The following is a 24,305-nucleotide window of genomic DNA, read 5'->3' as shown; positions in this document are numbered from 1 at the left end:
TTTACCACATAAAATAGCGGGTTCAGAGTGAGTCCCTTCGGCAAAAGCTCATCAGCTTTTAAGCCACATCGTTCATCAGCTCCAGCACCCGCAATCAATCTTTGGCCAGATAGACTATCAATTTCGGTTTTGAATAATATTAATAATTGAATTAGCTGTTTCTTCCACTGCTTTATTCGTCACATCTATAATTGGGCAATTCAGCCGGGAAACAATACCTTCGAAGTATTTTAATTCTTCCTTAATGCGCTCGACATTCGCATAGATGGCATGATCGTTCAGCCCCAGCGACTTAAGCCTTTCTTTTCGAATATGGTTTAATTTTTCCGGACTGATCTTTAAACCGAAGCATTTCTCAGGTGAAACGAGGAATAGCTCCTCCGGCGGCTCCACCTCTGGCACCAGAGGAACATTGGCAACCCTGTACCGTTTATGGGCAAGATATTGGGAAAGCGGGGTTTTGGATGTCCTCGAAACGCCAACCAGGACAATATCCGCCCGCAGAATTCCGCGCGGATCGCGTCCATCATCGTATTTGACAGCAAATTCAATTGCTTCCACTCTTTTGAAATAGTCCTCGTCCAGCTTCCTTACCATGCCCGGCTCGTTCAATGGATCTGAATTGGATTTTTTTTGCAGAATATCCATAAGCGGACCAATAATATCGTACGCCAGAACATCTTCCTTGCTGGCCTGATCCTGCAGATAAGCCCGGATTTCCGGCCTTACAAGTGTATAAACAATAATGGCCTGGTTAAGCTTCGCAAGCGATATCACTTCGTCGATAATTTGTTCGTCCTCAACATATGGAATGCGTTTTAATGTGAAATTTGTGCCAGCAAACTGGCTGATTGCGGCCTTCGCAACAAGGTCAGCAGTTTCGCCGACAGAGTCTGAAACAACATATATAATCGAATTCACTAAGTATCCCCCTTCTACAAATCATCGGCTGCAAGAGACAGAAAAGCCTTGGTGATATTGGTTTTCGTTATTCTCCCGGTTACCTCAAAACCCCTCTCCGTCTCTTTTACGATCGGGAGCGCGTCTATTTGCTTTTCAATCAATTTTTTGGCAACATCTATCAGCAGGTCATCTTTCTTGCACACTGTGATATTAGGCATCCTTGTCATAATAATGTTAACGGGAACTGTGTTTAGCTCCTGCTTACCTATGCTGGCCCGGAGCAGGTCTTTCCTAGACAGAACTCCAACTAAAACCGATTCTTTGTCGACGACAAACAGTGTCCCAACATCTTCCAGGAACATCATAACAATCGCATCATAGACGGAAATACTTTCACCTACGACAACAGGTATAGATTGAAAATCTTTAACATACAGTTTATTCAGATTGTCGGTCAACAGCTGGGTTGTTGTCTTTCCTGTGTAGAAATATCCCACCCTCGGCCTTGCATCCAGATATCCGGCCATTGTAAGAATAGCAAGATCGGGCCTCAGGGTTGCACGCGTCAAATTCAGCTGGTCTGCGATATGCTCTCCTGTAATGGGGCCGTTTTCCTTCACGATTTGCAGTATCCGTTCCTGCCTTTTGTTCAGTTCTATTTTCCTCACCGCCCGCCGCTCTTAATGGATTATTTATATAAATTATATACTATCCTCTACAAATGAAAAGATAAAGGAACCTTAATAACGGAGAATATTTGCCAAAATGCAAAGACCTGCCAAGTTTCAAGCAGGTCTTACAATTTAAAAGTTGTTTCTCAGCCGGATTATGAAGCAATGATTTTATTCATCTCTGCAAACTGGCGTATATAAAAGCTAATTGTTTTTAGAAGTGCCAGCCTGTTCTCCCTTAATGCAGGGTCTTCCGCCATTACCATCGTATTGTCGAAGAAATCTTCAATCTCTGGCTTTAATGACACTAAACTATCAAATTTTTCTGCCTCACTTGTGAGTGAGCTGTAGCTGTCCCGAACAGACAGGAATTTATTGTACAACGCCCGTTCAGAGTCATTTTCGAAATTTGCTTCATTGATTTGGCCATTATCTTCAGCCTTTGATGCCAGATTAATAACCCTGCTTAACGCTTCCAGATTCCCCTTAAAGTCAGGGTCCTCCTTTCGGGATTCAAGTACCTGTGCCCGTTCCACAAGGGAAGAAAGGATATCAAGCTGATTTTCCAGAACAGCGTCTGCAATATCATAGCGAATTCCCTCTTCAGACAGCAGGTGTTTCACACGCGCTTTTAAGAATTGCAGGACTTCACTCTTCACTTCTGCAGCATCTCTTGAGCCTTTTGAAGCCTTTTGAAGAGAATCCAGCGCCATATCAACGATTTCTTCAACGGTAAGTTCCCATTTCTTTGCGGTTAAAATATTTACGATTCCGCTCGCTTGCCTTCTTAGCGCATATGGATCCTGGGAGCCAGAAGGTATAATTCCGATCGAAAAGAAAGCGGCAATTGTGTCCATCTTCTCGGCAACACTAAGCACAGCACCGATCAGCGACGGAGGTACGTTATCCTCTGCATGCCTTGGCATATAATGCTCATTAATAGCTGCTGCAACAGCCTCGTTTTCTCCTTTAATACGAGCATACCGTTCACCCATATATCCTTGAAGTTCAGGGAATTCGTATACCATGTTTGTTACAAGGTCAAATTTGCTGATTTCAGCAGCGCGTGCTGTAAGCTCTTTCTCCTCAGAAGTTACACCTAAAGCCTCAGCAAGAGATAGGGCAAGCTGTTTCACACGGCCAACCTTTTCGGCCAATGTTCCAAGTTCTTCATGATAAACAATGGATTCGAGCTTTTTTTGCGAAGCTTCAATTTCAATCTTTTGATCTTCATTATAAAAGAAAGAGGCATCAGCCAAACGGGCCCTTAATACTTTTTCATTTCCTTTAGAGACGGTCTCGATGTTTTTCGAATCCCCATTTCTGACAGTTACAAAGTAAGGGAGCAATTCACCTGACGCGTTCCTGACAGGAAAATAGCGCTGATGTTCTTTCATGGATGTAATTAGGACTTTTTCCGGAAGCTCCAGGTACTCCTGTTCAAATCCGCCAAATAAAGCGGTTGGGAATTCTACTAGATTCGTTACCTCTTCCAGCAGATCTCCATCAACGGGAATCTGCCATTTATTCTCATGTTCAAGCTGTTTCAGCTGTTTGAGAATGAGCGCTTTTCTCGCTGAGGGATCAGCAATGACAAGTTGGTTTTTAAGCTCGGATTCATATGAAGAAGCATTAGAAAGCGAAATCTCTTCTCCTAAGAAACGGTGCCCCTTTGTTTTCCGTTCGCTCTCCACATCCGCCACACTAAAGGGAATAACCTCTTCCCCAAATAAAGCAGCGATCCATTTAATAGGGCGGGCAAAACGCAATTCCTGGTTTGCCCATCTCATATTTTTCGGGAAAGTCATTGATGTAATAATTTGGCCAAGCTCGCTTAAAAGATTGGCCGTTGGCTGGCCCTTTATGAATTTTTTCACATGGACATATTCAACGCCAGCTATTTCTTTAAAGAAGATATCATCCACAGTCACACCCTGTCCCCGGGTAAAACCAATAGCAGCTTTTGACCAATTTCCTTCAGCATCAAGAGCAATTTTTTTCGCCGGCCCTTTAGCTTCCTCATTAATATCCTTTTGAGATTCTGAAACATCCTTTATAAGTACTGCAAGCCTCCGCGGTGTGGAATACGCAACAACGCTTCCAAACTCAATCGCCTTTTCCTGCAGCCATTTCTGAAGTCTTTCAGAAAGCTGTTCCATTGAAGACGTAACAAAGCGTGCCGGCAATTCTTCGAGTCCTACTTCAAGCAGCAAATCACGCTTACTCATTGATGAATTCTCCCTTCTGTTTCAGAATTGGGAACCCTAGCTTTTCCCTTTCATCATAAAATGTTCTGGCAATTTTTCGTGCCATATTGCGGCAGCGGCCAATATAGCCCGTACGCTCGGTAACTGAAATGGCACCTCTTGCATCTAGCAGGTTAAAAACGTGAGAGCATTTCAGGACATAATCATAAGCAGGATGAACCAGACCTTCTTCCATCTGGCGCTGTGCTTCCTTTTCATACATGGAAAACAGCTGGAACAGCATATCTGCATCAGAAGTCTCAAAGGTGTATTTTGAATGTTCATATTCCGGCTGCATGAAGATATCCCGGACTGTAAAACCTTCTGTCCACTCCAAATCGAACACATTTTCTTTGTCCTGAATATACGAGGCCAGACGCTCGATTCCATAAGTGATTTCCACAGAAACCGGCTTGCACTCTAATCCTCCTACCTGCTGAAAATAGGTAAATTGCGTGATTTCCATCCCATCAAGCCATACTTCCCAGCCAAGGCCTGCACATCCAAGGGATGGGTTTTCCCAGTTGTCTTCTACAAACCGGATGTCGTGCTCAAGCGGATTTATCCCTAAAGCCTTTAATGAATCCAAATAAAGTTCCTGGATATTATCCGGCGAAGGCTTCATGATCACCTGAAACTGGTGGTGCTGATATAAGCGATTCGGATTTTCACCATAACGTCCGTCAGCCGGTCGCCTTGAAGGTTCTACATAGGCTACGTTCCACGGTTCAGGCCCGATAGCCCGCAGGAATGTGTAGGGGCTCATCGTTCCTGCACCTTTTTCTACATCATAGGCCTGCATTAAAATGCAGCCCTGGTCTGACCAATGCTTTTGCAAAGTAAGTATCATGTTTTGAATATTCATCGTGCACCTCCAAAAATTTTAGTTCTAAGATAAGAAAGTATACTTTTTTAACAAGTACAGATGTCTAGCCCCAGCACCCAGTCCCCCGAGTGCGTAACCAAGTACCGTTACACCCTTGGTCTAAGCCAATCGCTTCGGAAGGCAAAAAGCACCTTCTGTCAGCGCTTCATCAGGGCGCTTGCGCTTTTCTGTCCGGGCACGCCGTTTTATGTAAAAAACAAAAAACTCCCGTTCCTATGCCTGATTAGCATAGGGACGAGAGTTACCCGCGGTTCCACCCTACTTGCCGAACAAATCGGCCTCTTTTTTCTGCACTTTGCAGAATAATTGCTCCGGACTGCCTTCCCTAAAGCTTCCATACCCCGGCTCCCACTATCCCAGGTTCGCTAATACAGAGTGCTATAGGTACTCCTTTCCATCAAAGCAACGAAATATTATGAATAGATTTTATCCGAGTGGCTCCGGAATGTCAAATACTGATAAGACCAAATTCAACTCGATAGAAATCTGACAGCGGCATTTTATGACTTAACGCTGGCAATTAGAAAAATATTAAAGCAAGTCCTTTAAATTGTCCATTTGCTTTAAGAATTTTTTTGATTTCAGCTGCAGGCCGGAAAACTCTTCATAGTACGTATCAATAACGCGCTCCAGCTCTTTTTTCGTTTCCTGCTTTACTGAAACGTTTCCCAGCCTTGTAAGATCGAAATAGTAAAATAATCGCAGCAGCTTCAATGAAGCAGGTGAAATTTTTATCCGGTAAGGATCTTTTTCATAGCATCGGTGGCAAAGAAACCCGCCCTCTCTTAATGAAAAAGAAAATTCCCCTTCTGTGTTACCGCAATTGGCACAGTGATCCAGAGTCGGTGTCAATCCCAGCACCGGGAGCATTTTCATCTCGAAAATGAATTTAAGAATTTCTGCGTCGTACCCCTCATCTATGTACATAAGGGTTTGGAGAACGAGTTCGAATAAGAACGGGTTCGCTTTCTTGTCCTCCACGCTTTTATCCAGCAATTCGATAATATAGGAGGCATACGCGGTCGCAAAAATATCCTCCCTTATAGAACGAAGGCTGTTGATTGTTTCCCCTTGCTGAAGGGTTCCCAGGCCAGTTGAGGGCTGAACGAGAAAATACCCGTAATAAAAAAGCTGAGTGACAGCCGAGAGCCTGCTGTTTGGCTTACTTGCCCCTCTTGCCATCACTCCTGTTTTACCCCACTCACGGGTATATAAAGTAATTATTTTATTATTTTCTCCGTAATTTGTCCGGCGAATCACAATGCCTTCACACTTTTGAAACAAAATAGGCCACCACCTGTTTGCGAACACAAGACAAATCCATAATAATTGCCAGATTACAGAATCTTCTATGCTGCTAGAGCATACCTATAAATAGGTACTGACCTGGCCCACATCATAATTATTCACTGGCGACAAAGGAACAATTTGCTGTTGCGAAAGACGTAACAGCTTATTTACCCAAGCCGTTTAACTATGAGACTGGAAAGTCAATTTCTGCTAGTTCTTCTTCCATTCTTTCGGGTCTTTCGTGTCTTTCCACTTCAAGCTCTTTAAAAAGCAGATAAGTGTCCACATTACCTGTCTGACTGAATACTTTCCAGGTAAAATCCAACATATAAAGCCCACCTTTCCGTTTTACTAGCATTTTTAAATTCCTGCCATAAGATTAGCTTGACCGTTCGTTTAATAATGATGTGAAGCAAAATTTACTAATAATTTATCAATACTCGTCTTCCCTGAAACCATAATCCCGTAAATGTGTGGCCCGGTTGCGCCAATCCTTTTGAACCTTGACCCATAACTCGAGGAATACCTTTGAACCCAGCAGATTCTCGATATCTAGCCTTGCTCTCTGGCCCACTTCCTTTAACAGCTTCCCTTGTTTGCCGATAACGATTCCTTTTTGCGAATCACGCTCTACAATTATGGTTGCCATTACATTAATTGTTTCACTGTTATCCATTTTTTTAATGGTATCAATCACGACGGCAATGCTATGAGGTATTTCTTCTCTCGTTAGGTGAAGGACCTTTTCACGTATCAGTTCAGAAATGATGAACCGCTCGGGATGATCTGTCACCTGGTCTGCAGGATAAAACTGTGGTCCTTCCGGCAAATGCTCCTTAATTTGTGCAAGCAGCGTCTCTACATTGTTTCCTTCAAGAGCTGAAATCGGAACAATCGACTCAAACGGATGTAAATCCTTATAAGTTTCAATTAATGGCAGAAGTTCATCCGGATGGACTTGGTCAATCTTATTTACTACCAGGAATACGGGTGTTTTGACACCCTTCAGCTTTTCAATTATGAATTCATCGCCGCGCCCAATTCCTTCCTGAGCATTGATCATAAACAGGATTAAGTCAACTTCCCTCAGGGTGTTTGTTGCGACCTTCATCATAAAATCGCCCAGTTTATGCTTTGGCTTATGGATACCGGGTGTATCGATAAAGATCATTTGTGAATCATCCAGCGTTAATACTCCCTGGATCTTGTTGCGTGTAGTCTGTGGCTTATCGCTCATAATGGCAATTTTCTGGCCGATAACCCTATTCAGGAAAGTGCTTTTTCCTACATTTGGCCTGCCAATAATTGAAATGAAACCTGATTTATGATTGTTCGTTTCTGAATCAAATAGTTTAGTCATGTAAATCCTCCGGTGAAAATGCTCCTGGCAGCAGCTCATCAACTGTTAATTCTTTAATATCCCCTTTTAGGTTGGTTAAAACAACTTTCATTTCCTTTGGGCACAATTCGGCAATTACCTGTCTGCATGCCCCGCATGGCGGAACCGGTCTTTCTGTGTCCGCAACTACGGCGATCATCGTAAACCTGCGGTCACCCTCCGATAAAGCCTTAAAAAGCGCTGTCCTCTCTGCACAATTAGTCATGCTGTAAGCAGCATTTTCAATATTACAGCCATGGTATACCTTCCCGTCCTCAGTAAGCAGTGCAGCCCCTACCTTGAATTTTGAATACGGTACATAGGCTTTATCCCTTGCTATGTTAGCTTCTTGAATTAATGCTTCTATTTCCATTGCGGATCTTCCCTTCTAAGCCGTTCCATTTATCAATTATTTTCAGAAAGGGATTTTTCTTTATTTTACCTCGAAAATCCCTGTCTTATATATGCTTTTTTCAAAATGTAATATAAATGTTAGAATTTTCTAACAATATAAACACGATATGTATAGACACCATTAAAATATCTTGGGTAAAAAGATGACTGCTCCAACTAAGACTGAAAACAGACTATAAACCAATACTGCTCCTGCTGCGATATCCTTTGCCTGCTTTGCCAATGGATGGCGCTCCGCCGTAATCAAGTCCACTGTTCTTTCAATAGCCGAATTAACCATTTCCAAGGCGACAGTACCAGCGATGGCAGTTAATACAAATAGCCATTCAAGCGGAGATATCCCCAGCTGCCAGCCAAAGAGCAAAGCAATTATTGAAATGCCTAAGTGAATTTTAACATTTCTTTCTGTACGTGCAGCCGTATAAATTCCAAAAAAAGCAAATCCAAAACTTTTTAACAATGAGTGCTTGCGGTTACTGTTCCCTTGTAAGCCCATACTCTGTTAAAATAACCTTTTGTTTTGTAAACATTACTTTTTCATCCTGTTCCTCCATATGGTCATAGCCTAGGAGATGCAGAAAACCATGAAGGGCGAGAAACCCTAGCTCCCGTTCAAAGCTATGGCCATATTCTTCAGCCTGCTCCTTAGTCCTCTCTACAGATATGATAATGTCTCCTAGCATCCGCGGCATATCAGCACCGACAATTCCCACTTCCTCTTCACCCATTTCCTCCAGTGCAAAAGAAATGACATCGGTTGCTGCATCCTTGTCCCGATATTCCTTATTAATTTGCCGGATCCGATTGTTGTCTGTAAAAGTAACAGAAAGCTCGCAATCCTCCTCTATTCCTTCCCTGGCGGCAGCAAATTGGAGCAGCTTTTCAATCATGGAAGTTTCTTGTTCCGATACCTCATTCGTTTCATCAATAAAATCGATATCAAATATCATGCCTTCACCTTCTGTTCCGTTTTTTGAAATTCAGGATATTCAATCCTGGAATGGAATATCCCATTTAATGTTTCGCATAGCGATGTTTTCACAATTTGAAGCTCCCGCATAGTTATATCGCATTCATTAAATTGGTGATCATGCAGACGGTCGCTGATGATGCTGACAACGAGGCTTTCAATTTTTTCTGCGGTCGGCTGTGCCATTGACCGGACAGCCGCTTCCACGCTGTCTGCAATTCCAATCACTGCAATTTCCTTCGTTTGCGCTTTAGGACCCGGGTAACGATAGTCCTCTTCTTTAACATCTTCTCCCAGTTGGGAAGCTTTATGATAAAAATACTTAAGCAGTGTCGTTCCGTGATGCTGTTCGGCAATATCCACAATTTCCTTTGGCAATTTATGTTTCCGCAATATTTCCCCTCCGTCTGTTGCATGGGCAATAATAATATCCCTGCTTGTGGCTGGAGGCAGACGGTCGTGAGGATTATCAATATTCATTTGATTTTCAATAAAAAACTGCGGACGTTTTGTTTTCCCGATATCGTGATAGTAGCATCCTACTCTTGCCAGCAGCCCATTAGCTCCAATTGCTTCACAGGCTGATTCAGCAAGATTGGCAACCATTATGCTGTGATGGTAAGTTCCCGGTGCTTCTGTAAGTATTTTTCTGAGAAGCGGATGGTTAGGATTAGAAAGTTCGATGAGCTTCATCGTCGACAGCACGCCAAAGCCAGCTTCAAAGAATGGCAGCAGGCCAATGGTCAGAATCGAAGAAAGCAGCCCCGAAACAAGTGCAGCTGCAAAATAGTACAAAAACTCTATTTTTGAATAGTGTCCGTCTGCAATGAAAAGCAAAGAAAGAATGAGAGCATAATTCACAAGTGACAGGGCAAGCCCCGCAGACAATATTCTCGACTTAAAATTACGGCTTGTAAGAATGATAATGCCCGCCATACCGCTGAAAAGGATATAAAGTCCAATCGGAATATCCAGAATCCCCGTACTGCCTTCGTTAAAAATAATCGTTCCGAACCCGGCAAGCAGAATGGTAGCCGCTGCGGCATACCGTTCATTTAAAAGATTCTTAATGAGCATGGAGGCCATGGCTGCGGGAAAGAAATATCCGAGATTAGGATACCTGTTTCCCGAGAAAAGGCTGATTGTTTTCATGAATGACAAGGCTACCAAAAAAACAATTATAAAAATAATTAAATGATTTGTTTTGAAATCCTTACTTTCCTCCGTTGAATTGAAAAAATAGTAAAGAGCCGCAACAGTCAGAATAATGATGATTCCAAGACCTACAAAAGGCTGGCTCGTGTTATCCTCTCCCAAAACTCCTGTCAGTTCAAGTTTGCGGTAGATTTCCCGGTCCACAAGCTGCCCTTCCACAACAATAATCTGCCCTTGCAGAATTTTAACCGGTTCTACACTTTCCAGAGCTTTCTGGCGCTGCTCCTCTGTTTTTTCCCTGTCAAAAAAAACATTCTGGATGATTACATACCTGGCCAAAGCAATCGAAGCCGCTTTTAATTCTGAATTTAGACTTGAAAACCGCAGTTCCTCTTCTGCCCTTTTTTTAGCATTCTCGACTTCATCTGCGGGAATTCTAGTGCTCATTACGTTATTTACAACTGTAATTGTCGAGTCTTTAGCGATTTGAATATCGCTTTCTGAAGCTCCAACCAAAGCGGTGAATACCTGGTTTGGAAGGTCTTTATTCACCTCATCCGTCAGTTTTCCCTTAAGAAGCTGGACCTTTTTCTCCATCGGAAGAGGGGCTTCCGGTTTTTCGGGTTTCCCTGTCCCCTGAAGAGGCGGGGCTGTTTCACTTTTTACCTCGATTGCGGAATCGAAAATGGATGCCACCAAATCAACCTTATTTTGTGCATATTCTTTTTTTACGGAATAAACGTCAGAAACCTGTTTGACGATATCATTCTTTTCCTGTTCCGTTTTAAATGTATCCTCTACTGTTTTTCCTGCGATAATCGTTTGATCCGCAGGTTTGAACAGCTCGACAGACACCTTTTCGGGCTTGACATTAGAATACATGACAGCATATGAGAAAACTCCCAGAAACAGGAGAAGGACAATTTGAAAAACCTTAATTCCCAACAAGTCCTTCACTTTCGTTAAATAGGCATTTAACTTATTCAAACTTCCCCCTCCTTGCGAAAAGCGCAAGCACCCTGATGAATAAAGAACGGTTAAAGGCTCAAGCACCCTGACAATGGAACGTTGACAAAAGGCCTGGCAGGGCTGTAATCAAAAACCATTACAGCCTTCCGTCCTGTGTCAAACGCCGACACCAGCACAATAATCTAATTATAAAGAACCCATTTTTTAAAAAGTGTATTGCCTTTAATTCTGCTTGTCCGGAAAATTTCATGCTATTACCGCAATTTCCTGCTATGTAAGTATCACTATGTAAAATGATAACAGTTTTTAAGACAACTTTCACCTACCTTGTTAAACAGGGAACCAAAAAAGCGAAAACGGCAGGAGGCAATTAATGATCAATCTAAGTTCCTGTGTTCCTGGGATTAAAGCTTTGTCCTCATTCATTTACTGCGGATAGCCGGACAGCTATTAAAAAAATCCTTGCCGGTGTTGAAAGCAAGGATTTTTTATTCAGTCTTATTGATTAGCCTTTTCATATGCATCAATGATCTTCGCAACAAGGGGATGCCGGACTACATCGCTTTGTTCAAGATAAATGAAAGCCATGCCTGAAACATTTTTTAGTAAGTCTTCTGCTGTAAGCAGCCCGGATTTAACCCCTTTAGGCAGGTCAATCTGAGAGCGGTCCCCCGTGATGACCATACGCGATCCAAAGCCCAGCCGTGTCAGGAACATTTTCATTTGAGCCTGAGTTGTGTTTTGGGCTTCATCGAGGATGACATACGCATCATCAAGGGTCCGGCCTCTCATGTAAGCAAGCGGAGCGATCTCAATAGTTCCCCGCTCAATCATTCTCTCGGTTTGTTCTGTTCCCAGCAGGTCATGAAGAGCATCATACAATGGCCTTAAATAAGGATCAACCTTTTCCTTCAGATCTCCCGGAAGGAATCCGAGGCTCTCGCCAGCTTCCACCGCCGGCCTTGTAAGAATGATTTTTTTCACCTGGCCGTTCTTTAACGCATTGATGGCCATTACTACTGCCAGATACGTTTTTCCTGTACCGGCAGGCCCGATCCCAAAAACTAAATCTGCCTTTTTCATAGCTGAAATATAATGCCTCTGGCCCAAGGTCTTAACCCGGATCACTTTTCCCTTGGCCGTCCTGGCAATTTCCTCGTCATATAAATCGCGGAAATATTCAAGTGTCCCTTTTTTAGCAAGTTCAGCTGCATAAATAACATCGCGGGAGCTGATATTAATGCCTTTGCGAATTACGGAAAGCAGTGCCTTGATAATATTTTCCGCTTTTTCAGCATTTTCTTCTTCCCCGGAAACGGTTATCGCCTCACCACGGGTAATAACATTTACATTAAGCTCTTCTTCCAGAACTTTTAAGTTTGAGTCTGATATGCCTAATAATGCCATAGCTTCATTAGGCGATTCTAATTGTAGTTTTACGACTTTTGCATCTTCTGGCATCCGTTAGTCTCCTTGAATGATTGGTATACCGACAGCGATATCTTCTAAAACCTGGTAATGAATCGATAGTTTTACTTTACCATTGTCCATTCCAGCATGCAAAATTTTTTCCCCGATAATCTCGGCACCTTCAGGCAGCTTTTTTTCCAAATCCTTTTTGGCCATTTTTTTTGCCTCAGCCATGGCTTGTGCTTTCGTATATACACGGGTAATTTCCTCTTTGCTGCGGTATGTTTCCGACTGGTAAGATATCGGCAGCTCCCATTTCCAAAACCTAAAGGGCTTGGTTGTACTGTCAACTTCATACTGTTTATATCGCGGATTCTTAAAACCCCAGACCGGTAAGGAAAAACCGCTTATATTTATATAATGTTTCACCGTTTCGTCCCCATTAAACACCGAAAATTTTGTTTTTAACGGAACTTCGGCTGTAGATTTATACCATGTCTCTCCCATGACTTTGCCCTTGGCCGCTACTAAACGCTGATTTGTTTCGTTTCCAATGATTCCAGATACTAGCAATTGGCCTTTATGGACGTAATCACTTATTTCTACCTGCTTTTGTCCCTTTTCCACAAACATGCCTACTATAACGGCTTTTTTCCTGGCCACCAGATTGCGCGGGGATAATTTCTCTGCCTCTTCTGGCTGTTCTTTTTCTACCACCTGAAAATGGAAGGTTGTCCCTTTTAACTCCACTCCAATCCATGTAACAGCCTTTATATTATCTGAGAGTTTTCTTTGGATTGTTTCTACATCATCGATCAAGAATTGTACCTTGCCGACTTCAACCCCAATCTTGTCCAATTCTTTGCGGATTGCATGCTCCGTCTCAGGATTTGCTCCCTTAATTTCAATACCCCAAACCATATTGGAAAGCATGAAGATGAGCATATAAAAGGAGAGCAGGCCTATTAAAAAGCCGCTGTATTTCGAGGCCCTTTTTGTTATAAATGGAATACCCCTTCCTTCTATGAAGGAAACCTTGCAGTCGCTGTTTCTGACAACCGCTCTCAGTTTGGATATATCTTTCAGTTCTATGCAAAATGAAACGGTATCCGTACCGCTGCGCTTTACATCCCATACAGAAATTTTTTGCTTGAGGAGCCCGTTGATTAGCCGTTCTCCTCCTATACCCATTGCTTTGACTTTAACAAACCCTGTATAAAAGTTTGTCCATTGATTTTTCACGGGCGGTTCTCCTCCTTCACACTTATCCATCGAGAAAAAATACTTTATCGATCTTTCCTTCCAGCATGATTTCCTCCGGAAGTATCGTTTTAATTACAAAAGACTCACCCTTTATTAATAGCTGGCCCTTTTTCAGCATCAGCCTGACTTCATTATCCGCAAATGCAAGCAGTCCGCGGTGATTTTCAATGTAAATATGAAGCTGTCCAATTATGGTGATTCTCGGCAGGTCCATCATGACATCCTGTGGAAGGTCCATTGTTTTCACCATAAGCTGTTTAAATTTCTGCCCCCATTTACGCGCCATAAAAAAGAACCCCCTTTCATCTCAAATGTATGAAATGAAAGGGGGTTCTAGACCATTTTCCTTGCCTGACGGTATTTAATTCTTGGCAGAAATACAATTATCTCCTTACAAAAACAGGCCTCTTAGCCCGGGGCGGCCCTAATACTTCTGCGAGGATGATGCCCTCAATTATACTTTTATTATCCAAATTAATGGTGCTGCCTTGAAAAGAGCTGCTTTCTTCTTCAGGGTGCGTATTTTCGGGTGGAAGGGACGCGCCGGCAATCCATTCTTCTAAAGTTTCACCTTTTGTTTCTGCTGGAAATTCAGTTTTTATGGCTGTATAATTTAATGCTGCGTTCACTGGTTCAGGCTTTGAAGATGCCATGCCTTTCGGTTCCGGCAGCGGTTTACTGCTTTCCTTGGGCAATCGAACCGGCTTTCGATTCTGATCATTCACAGCCTTTTTAGCCCTTTTAATAATTGAGGATATAAAGCCTGCAATAATGAGCAGCACAAAAATATTGCTTAATAGAAAGTCAATTATCGTGTCCATTTGCTGGCCTCCTCTCTTCTGCGTCATTTCGGAAGAGCTAGTTTATGATGACTTAATACGCCCTTATTTTCCCCGGTTATTTATCTCCGTCTTTCGGATCCTTTGACAATTTACCGATAGAATCACGCATATCAGTATCCGCCGAAATGTTTTGTATATTCATATAGTCGTATACACCAATATTGCCTGACTTTAAGGCTTCAGACATGGCAAGCGGCACTTCCGCTTCCGCTTCTACTACCTTGGCCTTCATTTCGACGACACGTGCCTTCATTTCCTGTTCCTGGGCTACAGCCATGGCGCGTCGCTCTTCCGCTTTTGCCTGCGCTATTTTTTTATCAGCCTCAGCCTGTTCCGTTTGCAGATGTGCACCGATATTTTTGCCGATATCTACATCAGCTATATCGATCGAGAGAATTTCAAAAGCTGTTCCTGAATCAAGTCCCTTCGTAAGGACCGTTCTGGAAATCATATCAGGATTTTCGAGTACTTTTTTATGATTTTCAGCTGAACCGATTGTTGATACGATGCCTTCCCCGACACGAGCGACAATTGTTTCCTCACCCGCACCGCCGACTAAGCGGTCGATGTTTGCCCGGACTGTTATTCTTGCCTTGGCCTTAACCTCGATACCATCCATAGCCACACCGGAAATAAACGGTGTTTCAATAACTTTTGGATTAACGCTCATCTGCACGGCCTCAAGTACATCACGTCCCGCAAGATCAATAGCTGCACCTCTTTCAAAGGGTAAATCGATATTAGCTCTTTGCGCAGCGATCAGTGCATTTACTACCCTGTCGACGTTACCTCCCGCAAGATAATGGCTTTCTAGCTGATTGGTCGTAACTCCAAGCCCCGCTTTATGGGCTTTGATAAGCGGATTAATGACCCGATTTGGAATAACCCGGCGGAGCCTCATCCCGATAAGTGTAAAAATGCTGACCCGTACACCTGCTGCCAAAGCAGAAATCCAGAGCATCACCGGTACAAACGTCAGCAATATGGCGAGAACGATAATCGCCGCTGCAATTACCAATAAAAGCAATATTGTTCCAGAAGTCAATTCCATATATTTCACCCGTTTTCTATTAGTCTTTTAATTGCCCTGCTTCCCTTACGACAATCCTTGAACCTTCTGTTATTATAACTTTTACGGCCGTACCCTTTGTTATAAAGCTGCCTTCTGTGACGACATCAATCCTTTCGTCTTCAATGATAACGGTTCCGGACGGCCTTAAATCGGTAGCTGCCAGCCCTATCTTTCCAATTAGCTCCACACGGCTGCGGTTTGAGATATATCCGTTTTCCGTGCTGGTTGAGTCAGTAAGAATAATTTTTTTAAAAAATTTCATTTTTCTCCCAAACACCTTTACTAATATAATCGAAAGAATGATGGCGGCAGCACAAGCAATCAGCAGTGAAGCAGCCATATGTGAAACATTGTCCGAAGCCAAAAAAAGACTCCCGACTACACCAGCTAATCCCAAAACACCAACAAGACCGCCGGGAACAAAAACCTCCAGGACGATTAGAATAACTCCAGCTACAAATAATAGCAGCGACTCGTAGCCTGCAAGGCCGGCCACCATGTGTCCATAAAAGAATAGAAGCAGGGATAGCAGCCCGGTAAAGCCTGGCAGACCAAAACCTGGTGTATACAGCTCCATCACTAGCCCAATGCTGGCCAGCGTCAGTAAGATCGGGACAACCAAAGGATGGGTAATTAAACGTGCTAACTTTTCAGCAAAGCTTTCGTCAAGCTGCCGGATATCGGCGTTCTCAATTCCCAGCTTGCTGTACAGTTCTGAACGGCCGGCCACTGTCCCTTCACTGTAGCCCGCTTTCTCCGCCAGTTCGGCAGTAAACGTCAGCAGTCTTCCTTTTTCCGCTCCATATTCCGGAAGGTCTATGTCTTCATCTGCCATTGCCTGGGCATAAATTGGGTCTCGCCCATTTTGTTCAGCAGCCGTTTTCATAGCAGCGAGCCAATAGGACTGTGCTTTTTTATCAGCCGCATTTCCGGAAGAATCAATCACCGCTGCTGCACCCATTGTTGCACCGGGCACCATATATATTTCATCAGCGCTTAAAGAAATATAGGCTCCCGCAGACAGTGCCTGATTGTTTACAAAAGCAACGGTGTGAAGCTTTGTTCCTGATATGGACTTTGCAATTTTGCCCGCTGCCTCCACCGCGCCTCCCGGTGTATTCACATCAAAAATAATCATGTCGGCTCCTTCGTCTTCTGCCGTATTAATCGCCCGTGAAAGAAAAGCATTTAACCCTTTTTCGACGGTATCTTCAATAGGCACGACATAAACCATCTGCTGCTTAGCCGAAATTTGCGGCAAAAAGGATATAAGCCCCAAGCCAAGGAAAAGGAACAAAATACATTTGCGCATACTCCGCCTCCCTTCCTTTTTTCTATCATTGCTTACCTGTTACATACGTATGTAAATGAAAAAAGTTTCATGTTTTATTTGAGATAGCAGGCCAGATTAAAAAACCATGCTAATCTGTTCAGTTAATGAAACTGGCCCTTAGGGAGGATATGTAGCGCTGATTTCCGCTTATTCTCTTGAGGTATCAAGTCCAAGATAGATTTTTATGCATCAAAAAACCGCAGGCACAAGGCCTGCGGTTTGATGCGAGTTTAAGATAAATGTTGTTGTACTAATTTGTTAACAAGAGAGCCGTCAGCTTTGCCTCTAACTTTGGGCATTAAAGCTGCCATAACTCTTCCCATATCAGCTTTCGATGATGCATTTATATCATCAATCGTTTGTTTCACAATTAAAGAAAGATCTTCCTCAGAAAGTTGCTCTGGCATATAAGCCTCAACGTAAGTGATTTCGGTTCTGATTTTGTCAACGAGGTCAGAACGGCCTGCGTTTTCAAACTCTTGGAGGGAGTCTTTGCGTTGTTTTAATTCGCGAGAAAGGATAGTCAGTTCTTCCTCTTCTGATAACTCCTGCTTTCCAAGCTTAATCCCTTCGTTTTGAAGTGATGCTTTCAGCATACGAATTACAGAGAGTTTGTCCTTTTCCTTGTTCCTCATCGCTTGTTTCATATCATTATTTAAACGCTCGAGAAGACTCATACTTCCACCTACTCTTAGAATTTACGTTTTCTAGCAGCTTCAGACTTTTTCTTACGTTTTACGCTTGGCTTTTCATAAAATTCACGCTTCCTAGCTTCCTGAAGCGATCCTGCTTTAGATACAGTACGTTTGAAACGACGAAGAGCATCTTCAAGCGATTCGTTTTTACGAACGACGGTTTTAGACATCTCTTTCCCTCCCTCCGAAAACAACACACTAACTCTTAGTGCAACATGATTTTACATGTACTAAGCCATTATAATATAAGCACTATTTAAGGTCAACTATCTATCGTAATTTGTCATACAACCATCCTGGAAATTTTTATGGAGCTGCTGAAGGAATTTTAATGAAAAAGCATGTATTTCATACCCTGTCCATAGAATGGAACAGAGGTGAAGCATATGTATGAACTGTTATTATTTTCATTGTTTCTGGCGGTATTCATGGGCGGAATGTCTCTTCTCAGGATCGGATTATTCAATTTATCCGGCAAGAAGCTAAAAACTGCACTAGCAAAGGTAATCGGTTCACCGTGGAAGGGATTTATTGCCGGCATAGGTATAACAGGATTACTGCAGAGCAGCTCCGCGGTGATGGTGATGACTATCGGGCTGGTTTCAGCAAGGGTCATAACTTTTCCGCAAACAATCGGGGTCATCCTGGGCTCTAATATCGGGACAACTTTTACGGCGGTATTCATGACTTTTTCAGTAGAAAAATATATCATTCCCGGCGTGATCCTTGGCTCTCTGCTTTGCTTTATGCCTAAAGCAGTTTACAAGAGCATCGGCTTCTCCTTGATTGGGTTGTTCGCCATATTTGCTGCAATGGGCGGGTTTAAATCACTTGCTGTACCCCTTGCTGAATACCCGGCCGTACAGACGCTTCTTGGAAAAATGGACAGCCACATGCTAATCGCCCTGCTCACAGGTTTAATTATAACAGCTATCATCCACTCGAGCAGCGCGATGATAGGGATAGCGATGAGCTTTCTTGCAAGTGGCGAGCTTACTATTCCAGCTGCCATTGCAGTTATGCTTGGGGCAAATATCGGGACATGCATCACTGGCTATCTCGCAAGTATTGGATCTGGAGATGAAGCCCGTTTCACTGCCTATGCCCATATTTGGCTCAATATTGCAGGAGTAGCGCTATTTTACCCTTTTATCGATGATCTTGCCCGGATAGCCGCAATGCTTGCCGGGCAGCCTGACGTACAGCTGGCACATTCCAGCGTTATGTTTAACGCAGTGACCTCACTCGCAGCGTTGCCGTTTGCAGGTGCCTTTGCCCGTTTTATTTTGTATGTCCACCGAGGGAAGAAATGAAACAAGCAAAAACCCTGCACTTGTCAGGGTTTTCACAGTTAATCAGTAATCAGAATCTGCAGTAAGGCCTTTGATGATTGCTACCCCGGCACTGGCGCCAATCCGTGTTGCTCCGGCTTCTATAATTTTTCTGGCATCCTCCGTGTTACGGACTCCTCCTGACGCTTTAACTCCAATATCCGGGCCAACAGTCTTTCGCATTAACTTAACATCCTCAACTGTGGCGCCGCCTGTTGAGAAACCTGTGGAAGTTTTGACAAAGTCAGTACCCGCTTTTACGGAAAGCTGGGAAGCCCTTTCTTTTTCTTCATCCGTTAATAAGGAAGTTTCAATAATAACTTTTGTGAGCGCCTTGCCCTTGGCAGCATCCACTACAGCACGAATATCTCTTTCAACAAGCTCATCATTTTTTTCTTTTAAAGCACCGATATTGATGACCATATCGACTTCCTGTGCTCCATTTTCAATTGCGTTGGCTGTCTCAAATGCTTTTGTTTCAGGTGTATTGGCTCCTAACGGGAATCCGATAACTGTACAAACCTTTACATCAGTACCATGTAATAGCTCAGCGGCCAATTTAACCCAAGTTGGGTTGACACAAACAGATGCAAAATGATATTCCTTAGCTTCCTCACATAGAGTTCTGATCTGGTCGCTTGTTGCCTCAGCCTTTAATAATGTATGATCAATAATCCCTGCTACATTTTGTACCATCATTACATCTCCTTCGTACAATTTGAAGTTGTCCGTACAACTGTATATTAGCATAATCCCTCAACAATTTACGAGCACTTCTCTACAAAACATAAAAAAGCCTTTCAGATACAATGGTTAGTATCTCATTTAGTATAGGTTTAATATATATTAAAAATATAATACCGTGTGAATTACCGTATTTCCGTAAAAATTTTTTCCCTGAAGCGGTGCACAATTCCATGAAAAACTGTTTCTTCTTTTTTTATCACTATCCATCCACAATTCAAAAAAGCAATCTGCCAAAAAGGCAGATTGCTTGTTATTAAATTGCTTGTACCTCTAACGGGGCATCTTCGACAACGCGTACGAATTGGCCTTCGTTGTAAGGGTAGCCAGCTTTAGTAATTTTTACTTTGACAATCTTTCCGATCCTCTCTTCGGATGATGGGAAAACAACTTTTAAATAGTTGTCAGTATATCCGACATAAAGATTGCTTTCTTCATCCCCATTAAAGCGTTCTTCTGGAATAACTTCGAGGATTTCATTTTCGAAACGTGATGCGTATTCCTTAGCAAGCTGGTCAGATAGGCTGATCAGGCGATGGACACGGTCATTTTTGACTTCCTCATCAATCTGGTCTTCCATTCTGGCAGCAGGTGTGCCTGTACGTTTAGAATATGGAAAAACATGAAGCTCTGAAAATTGGTGCTCTTTAATAAAATTATAAGTTTCCATGAACTCTTCTTCCGTCTCGCCCGGGAACCCTACGATTACGTCGGATGTTACAGCCAGTCCTGGCAATGCTTGTTTTAACTTTTGCAGGCGTTCTGCAAAGAACTCCATAGTATATTTCCGTCTCATCCGCTTAAGGACCGTATTGGAGCCTGATTGAAGCGGAATGTGAAGATGCCTTACAATCTTGTCTGAATCATTTAGCACCTGGATAACTTCGTCAGTAATCTGGCTCGCTTCAATGGAAGAAATCCGGATTCTCTTTAGGCCTGCTACCTTTTCATCAAGTTCACGCAAAAGCATAGCAAGATTGTAATCCTTCATATCCTCTCCGTATCCTCCAGTGTGGATACCTGTCAAAACGATCTCCTTATAGCCAGCCTCAACAAGCTGCTGTGCCTGGCGGATAACCTCTTGAGGGTCCCGTGAACGCATAAGGCCGCGTGCCCATGGAATGATACAGAATGTGCAGAAATTATTGCAGCCTTCCTGAATTTTCAGAGAAGCCCGGGTCCGATCCGTGAAGGCAGGAACATCAAGCTCTTCATAGACACGGGTTTTCATAATATTTCCAACGCCATTGATTGGCTGACGCTCTTGTTTAAATTGTTCAATATAACCCAGCATCTTCGTACGGTCCTGTGTGCCGACAACGATGTCAACTCCAGGAATAGCCATAATCTCTGCTGGGGAAGTTTGAGCGTAGCATCCAGTAACCGCAATGACGGCATCCGGATTTTTGCGGACGGCACGACGGATTACCTGGCGGCTTTTCTTATCCCCGGTATTTGTAACAGTACATGTATTTATTACATAAACATCTGCAGTTGATTCGAAATCAGCACGCTCGTAGCCATCTGCTTTGAAAAGCTGCCAAATGGCTTCTGTTTCGTAATGATTTACTTTACAGCCTAACGTATGAAAAGCTACAGTTGCCATTGTCATCACCTCGTTAATTCTAATTGGTAGGAAACAGCTGCAAGCGCATAAAGCGGAGCTGTTTCAGTCCGTAGTATTCTCGGGCCTAGCCCGCAAGGAGAGAATCCAGCTTGGATTAGCTGATCCACTTCCCCAGAAGCAAGCCCGCCTTCTGGTCCGAAAACAAATAAGATTGACTGCCCAGGCTCGGCATTTTTTAGAACTGCAGCAAGAACGGATGATTCCCCCTGTTTTGCCGATTCTTCAAAAGCAGCAAGTTTATAATCATAAGCAGCCGAAGCAGCAATTAATTCTTTCAGTGACATAGGTTCATTGACGGAAGGAAGGGTATTGCGATGCGACTGTTCTGCCGCCTCTTTGGCAATCTTCTGGAGACGCTCCGTCTTTTTTACAGACTTTTTGCTGTCCCACTTTACTACTGAACGAGCCGCAATAAAAGGGATAAACTCATGGGCGCCAAGCTCTGTCCCTTTTTGAATTATATACTCCAATTTATCCCCTTTAGGCAGACCGCTCGCGATGGCCACTTTAACAGGCAGTTCCTTCTCTTCAAAATACCATTCTATAACGGTTCCCCTTATCATTTCATTGGAAACTTCTGTGATTTCGGTAAGCGCCGTCCTTCCATCCCTGGCAACACAGATGATCCGATCCCCTTCACTCATGCGCATAACACGGACAATATGATGAAAGTCCTCACCAGATACCTTAACCTCTGCTCCATTTAAACCATCATCTGATAAAAAGTAACGCTGCACATTTACACCTGCTTACTCATTTTTTTAAAAATGGCGCCGGCCACTTAGCTAAACTTTGTGGAACTCATCGGCGCCTAAAATACTATAGGTTTCTTTTTGCAATGATTGCTACCCAGTCTTCCATTAACACCGTTTCTTCAATAGTGAATCCGGATGCTTCAATGGCTTCCTTCACATCCTGTTTCTTTTGCTGGATGATTCCGGAGGCAATGAAATAACCGCCTGGCTTAACTGCTTTGGCAACATCATCTGTAAAACGGATGATTACTTCTGCAAGGATATTGGCTACTGCTACATCAACGGTGTCATCTATGCCATCCAGAAGATTGTTTTGAGTAACTAAGACCAAATGCTGAACTTTATTCAGCTTCACATTCAGTTTTGCGGATGCAACAGCCACCTCATCAAGATCAAGTGCATGGACTTTTTCGGCCTCTAAAAGGGCAGCAGCGATACTCAGGACACCTGAACCAGTCCCGATATCCACAACTGAATCCCCGGGCTTGACGGTCCTTTCCAGGGCCTGGATGCACATAACTGTAGTTGGATGCGTACCGGTTCCGAAAGCCATGCCGGGATCAAGCTCGATAATCAGTTCATCGCTGCTTACAGGCTCGTAATTCTCCCAGGTAGGAACGATTGTAAATCTTTCGGAAATTTTTACAGGATTGTAGTATTTTTTCCAGGCTGTAGCCCATTCTTCCTCATGCACTTCACTAATGGAAACTGCATTCCGGCCAAGGTCAATATCATATATAAGCAAAGTGTTGATAGCTTCCTTAATTCCTTCAACTGTTTCGCCAAGGAAGCTATTGACTGGCAAATAGGCCTTAATGATAACACCTTCGTCAGGATAATCAGCCGGGTTAAGATTATAGATTTCACCAAAGACATTTTCCCGCTCTTTAATCAAATCGCTTGGATCTTCGATAACAACCCCGCTGGCCCCTGCCTCATGCAGGATGTTTGATACCGGTTCAACCGCCTCGTTTGTTGTATGGATGGCAATTTCAGACCATTTCATCGCTGACAGCTCCTTTTAGTCACCTTTAAAAGCTCGTTTTACTTTAGAGAAAAAGCTTTCTTCCTGCTCATTTGGCGCAGCCTGACCGCTAATGTCGGCAAATTCCCTAAGAAGCTGCTTTTGTTTATCTGAAATATTCGTTGGAGTTACAACCAGAATCACAATATGCTGATCTCCCTGACCATAACCGCGAACGTTCGAAACGCCCTTTCCTTTCAGGCGGAACCGGGTCCCTGTTTGTGTACCTGCTGGAACCTTAAGCTTTACTTTGCCATGCAGGGTAGGCACTTCAATTTCATCTCCAAGTGCTGCCTGTGCAAAAGTAACCGGCATCTCACAATAAATATCGTCTCCTTCACGCTCGAAAAATTCATGATCGCGTACCCGGAATACAACATATAAATCACCTGAAGGGCCGCCGTTTATTCCTGGTTCACCCTGGCCTGATACCCGAAGCTGCTGTCCATCATCGATACCGGCTGGTATTTTAACAGAGATTTTCCGGCGTTTCTTAACCTTGCCAGTCCCTCCGCAAGTGGAGCATTTGTTAGGAATGTATTTTCCTGTTCCATTACAATGGTGACAAACACGTCTGTTGACAATTCTTCCAAACGGAGTGTTTTGCTCTACATTCAGCTGGCCTGAACCATGACAGTGAGAACATGTTTCAGACTTTGTTCCTGGCTTGGCCCCTGATCCATCACAGGTGTCACAATTTTCTTCACGGGGTATTTCAATTTCTGTTTCTTTCCCAAAAACTGCTTCCTCAAATTTCAAGGTCATTGTATATTGAAGATCTGCTCCCTGGCGAGGTGCATTCGGATCTCTCCTTCTGCCGCCTCCACCTCCTCCGAAGAAGGTGCTGAAAATATCTTCAAAGCCGCCAAAGCCGCCGAAGTCTCCTCCGCCGCCGAAGCCCTGGTTAGGATCTGTATGTCCAAACTGGTCATAGTGCGCTTTCTTCTGATCATCACTTAGCACTTCATAAGCTTCTTTAATTTCCTTAAATTTATCTGCTGCATCCGGTGCTTTGTTGATATCAGGGTGGTACTGCTTCGAGAGCTTTCGATATGCCTTCTTGACTTCATCCTTTGAGGCAGTTTTAGCAACTCCAAGCACTTCATAATAATCGCGTTTACTCATGGTTTCTTCACTCCCGATCCGTTTCACATAAAGACAATTTTATCACTTTTACAAGTCGAAGTGCAATAAGAAAAGCTTTTCCAAGCCTGCATCATGCTCGGAAAGGGCACTTCATTTTCAGCTTAATTTATAAGCATAAAACCATAAAATGCAGGAAACTTCCAGATACTAATTTCCAATCCCTTAAAAAAAGCCAAAGCCA

The 24,305-nt window shown here is 43.3% G+C and carries 25 protein-coding genes; 1 reads left to right on the top strand and 24 read right to left on the bottom strand.

Annotated elements, in window-relative coordinates:
• Nucleotides 1-117 precede the first annotated feature (117 nt).
• The 19 genes from CVD28_RS22980 to rpsU form a co-directional block, all read right to left on the bottom strand.
• Nucleotides 118-921 (bottom strand): pyruvate, water dikinase regulatory protein, encoded by an 804-nt coding sequence (locus CVD28_RS22980; protein WP_101597032.1) that lies wholly within the window; start codon nt 919-921, stop codon nt 118-120.
• A gap of 14 nt (nt 922-935) precedes the next feature.
• Nucleotides 936-1,571, bottom strand: coding sequence for a helix-turn-helix transcriptional regulator (locus CVD28_RS22975; protein ID WP_101597031.1), 636 nt, complete (start codon nt 1,569-1,571; stop codon nt 936-938).
• A 158-nt stretch (nt 1,572-1,729) separates the two neighbouring features.
• Entirely contained in the window at nt 1,730-3,802 is a 2,073-nt protein-coding gene (gene glyS, locus CVD28_RS22970; RefSeq protein ID WP_101597030.1) for a glycine--tRNA ligase subunit beta, read from the bottom strand.
• Entirely contained in the window at nt 3,795-4,685 is an 891-nt protein-coding gene (gene glyQ, locus CVD28_RS22965; protein WP_101597029.1) for a glycine--tRNA ligase subunit alpha, read from the bottom strand. Before glyQ ends, glyS begins: the two co-directional genes overlap by 8 nt.
• A gap of 552 nt (nt 4,686-5,237) precedes the next feature.
• A complete protein-coding gene (gene recO, locus CVD28_RS22960; RefSeq protein ID WP_101597028.1) occupies nt 5,238-5,990 on the bottom strand; it encodes a DNA repair protein RecO in 753 nt (250 codons plus the stop codon).
• 190 nt (nt 5,991-6,180) lie between these two features.
• Complete coding sequence (locus tag CVD28_RS22955) at nt 6,181-6,324, bottom strand: YqzL family protein (RefSeq protein WP_101597027.1); 144 nt, start codon at nt 6,322-6,324, stop codon at nt 6,181-6,183.
• Between the two features lie 105 nt (nt 6,325-6,429).
• Nucleotides 6,430-7,356: a GTPase Era gene (gene era / locus CVD28_RS22950; RefSeq protein ID WP_101597026.1), complete on the bottom strand. Its 927-nt coding sequence runs from the start codon at nt 7,354-7,356 to the stop codon at nt 6,430-6,432.
• The gene (locus tag CVD28_RS22945; protein ID WP_101597025.1) at nt 7,349-7,747 is read right to left on the bottom strand and encodes a cytidine deaminase; all 399 of its coding nucleotides are present in this window, start codon (nt 7,745-7,747) and stop codon (nt 7,349-7,351) included. The genes era and CVD28_RS22945 overlap by 8 nt, the downstream gene beginning before the upstream one ends.
• A 162-nt stretch (nt 7,748-7,909) precedes the next feature.
• Nucleotides 7,910-8,284: a diacylglycerol kinase family protein gene (locus tag CVD28_RS22940; protein ID WP_101597024.1), complete on the bottom strand. Its 375-nt coding sequence runs from the start codon at nt 8,282-8,284 to the stop codon at nt 7,910-7,912.
• Nucleotides 8,262-8,738, bottom strand: a complete 477-nt coding sequence (gene ybeY, locus CVD28_RS22935; protein WP_101597023.1) for an rRNA maturation RNase YbeY — start codon at nt 8,736-8,738, stop codon at nt 8,262-8,264. The genes CVD28_RS22940 and ybeY overlap by 23 nt, the downstream gene beginning before the upstream one ends.
• Nucleotides 8,735-10,900 (bottom strand): HD family phosphohydrolase, encoded by a 2,166-nt coding sequence (locus CVD28_RS22930; RefSeq protein WP_374702564.1) that lies wholly within the window; start codon nt 10,898-10,900, stop codon nt 8,735-8,737. The genes ybeY and CVD28_RS22930 overlap by 4 nt, the downstream gene beginning before the upstream one ends.
• Nucleotides 10,901-11,380: 480 nt before the next feature.
• On the bottom strand, nt 11,381-12,343 hold the full coding sequence (locus CVD28_RS22925; protein ID WP_101597022.1) for a PhoH family protein: 963 nt from the start codon (nt 12,341-12,343) through the stop codon (nt 11,381-11,383).
• 3 nt (nt 12,344-12,346) lie between these two features.
• A complete protein-coding gene (gene yqfD, locus CVD28_RS22920) occupies nt 12,347-13,534 on the bottom strand; it encodes a sporulation protein YqfD (RefSeq protein WP_101597021.1) in 1,188 nt (395 codons plus the stop codon).
• A gap of 22 nt (nt 13,535-13,556) precedes the next feature.
• Nucleotides 13,557-13,841, bottom strand: coding sequence for a sporulation protein YqfC (gene yqfC, locus CVD28_RS22915; protein ID WP_101597020.1), 285 nt, complete (start codon nt 13,839-13,841; stop codon nt 13,557-13,559).
• Between the two features lie 97 nt (nt 13,842-13,938).
• The gene (locus CVD28_RS22910; RefSeq protein ID WP_101597019.1) at nt 13,939-14,376 is read right to left on the bottom strand and encodes a hypothetical protein; all 438 of its coding nucleotides are present in this window, start codon (nt 14,374-14,376) and stop codon (nt 13,939-13,941) included.
• Between the two features lie 76 nt (nt 14,377-14,452).
• Nucleotides 14,453-15,448 carry a flotillin-like protein FloA gene (gene floA, locus CVD28_RS22905; RefSeq protein ID WP_374702563.1) on the bottom strand — a complete coding sequence of 332 codons (996 nt, stop codon included), beginning with the start codon at nt 15,446-15,448 and terminating at the stop codon, nt 14,453-14,455.
• Between the two features lie 19 nt (nt 15,449-15,467).
• Nucleotides 15,468-16,781: an NfeD family protein gene (locus CVD28_RS22900; protein WP_101597018.1), complete on the bottom strand. Its 1,314-nt coding sequence runs from the start codon at nt 16,779-16,781 to the stop codon at nt 15,468-15,470.
• 251 nt (nt 16,782-17,032) lie between these two features.
• Entirely contained in the window at nt 17,033-17,479 is a 447-nt protein-coding gene (locus tag CVD28_RS22895; protein WP_101597017.1) for a GatB/YqeY domain-containing protein, read from the bottom strand.
• Nucleotides 17,480-17,493: 14 nt separating this feature from the next.
• The gene (gene rpsU / locus CVD28_RS22890; protein WP_028391853.1) at nt 17,494-17,667 is read right to left on the bottom strand and encodes a 30S ribosomal protein S21; all 174 of its coding nucleotides are present in this window, start codon (nt 17,665-17,667) and stop codon (nt 17,494-17,496) included.
• Between the two features lie 216 nt (nt 17,668-17,883).
• Here rpsU and CVD28_RS22885 point away from each other — a divergent pair, with 216 nt between their 5' ends.
• The gene (locus CVD28_RS22885; RefSeq protein ID WP_101597016.1) at nt 17,884-18,810 is read left to right on the top strand and encodes a Na/Pi symporter; all 927 of its coding nucleotides are present in this window, start codon (nt 17,884-17,886) and stop codon (nt 18,808-18,810) included.
• 42 nt (nt 18,811-18,852) lie between these two features.
• Here the strand turns inward: CVD28_RS22885 and deoC are convergent, their stop codons facing one another.
• The 5 genes from deoC to dnaJ all read right to left on the bottom strand — a co-directional run bounded on the left by deoC (nt 18,853) and on the right by dnaJ (nt 24,103).
• Nucleotides 18,853-19,524, bottom strand: coding sequence for a deoxyribose-phosphate aldolase (deoC, locus tag CVD28_RS22880; RefSeq protein WP_101597015.1), 672 nt, complete (start codon nt 19,522-19,524; stop codon nt 18,853-18,855).
• Nucleotides 19,525-19,828: 304 nt separating this feature from the next.
• Complete coding sequence (gene mtaB, locus CVD28_RS22875) at nt 19,829-21,178, bottom strand: tRNA (N(6)-L-threonylcarbamoyladenosine(37)-C(2))-methylthiotransferase MtaB (RefSeq protein ID WP_101597014.1); 1,350 nt, start codon at nt 21,176-21,178, stop codon at nt 19,829-19,831.
• A 5-nt stretch (nt 21,179-21,183) separates the two neighbouring features.
• Nucleotides 21,184-21,936 carry a 16S rRNA (uracil(1498)-N(3))-methyltransferase gene (locus CVD28_RS22870; RefSeq protein WP_101597013.1) on the bottom strand — a complete coding sequence of 251 codons (753 nt, stop codon included), beginning with the start codon at nt 21,934-21,936 and terminating at the stop codon, nt 21,184-21,186.
• Nucleotides 21,937-22,018: 82 nt separating this feature from the next.
• Nucleotides 22,019-22,960 carry a 50S ribosomal protein L11 methyltransferase gene (gene prmA, locus CVD28_RS22865; protein WP_101597012.1) on the bottom strand — a complete coding sequence of 314 codons (942 nt, stop codon included), beginning with the start codon at nt 22,958-22,960 and terminating at the stop codon, nt 22,019-22,021.
• A 15-nt stretch (nt 22,961-22,975) separates the two neighbouring features.
• A complete protein-coding gene (gene dnaJ / locus CVD28_RS22860; RefSeq protein WP_101597011.1) occupies nt 22,976-24,103 on the bottom strand; it encodes a molecular chaperone DnaJ in 1,128 nt (375 codons plus the stop codon).
• Nucleotides 24,104-24,305: the final 202 nt, after the last annotated feature.

The organism is Bacillus sp. M6-12, assembly GCF_002860285.1.
Lineage (GTDB): Bacteria > Bacillota > Bacilli > Bacillales > DSM-1321 > Peribacillus.
Note: the sequence above shows the minus strand (reverse complement) of the source record. Positions and strands in the feature narration are given on the sequence as shown.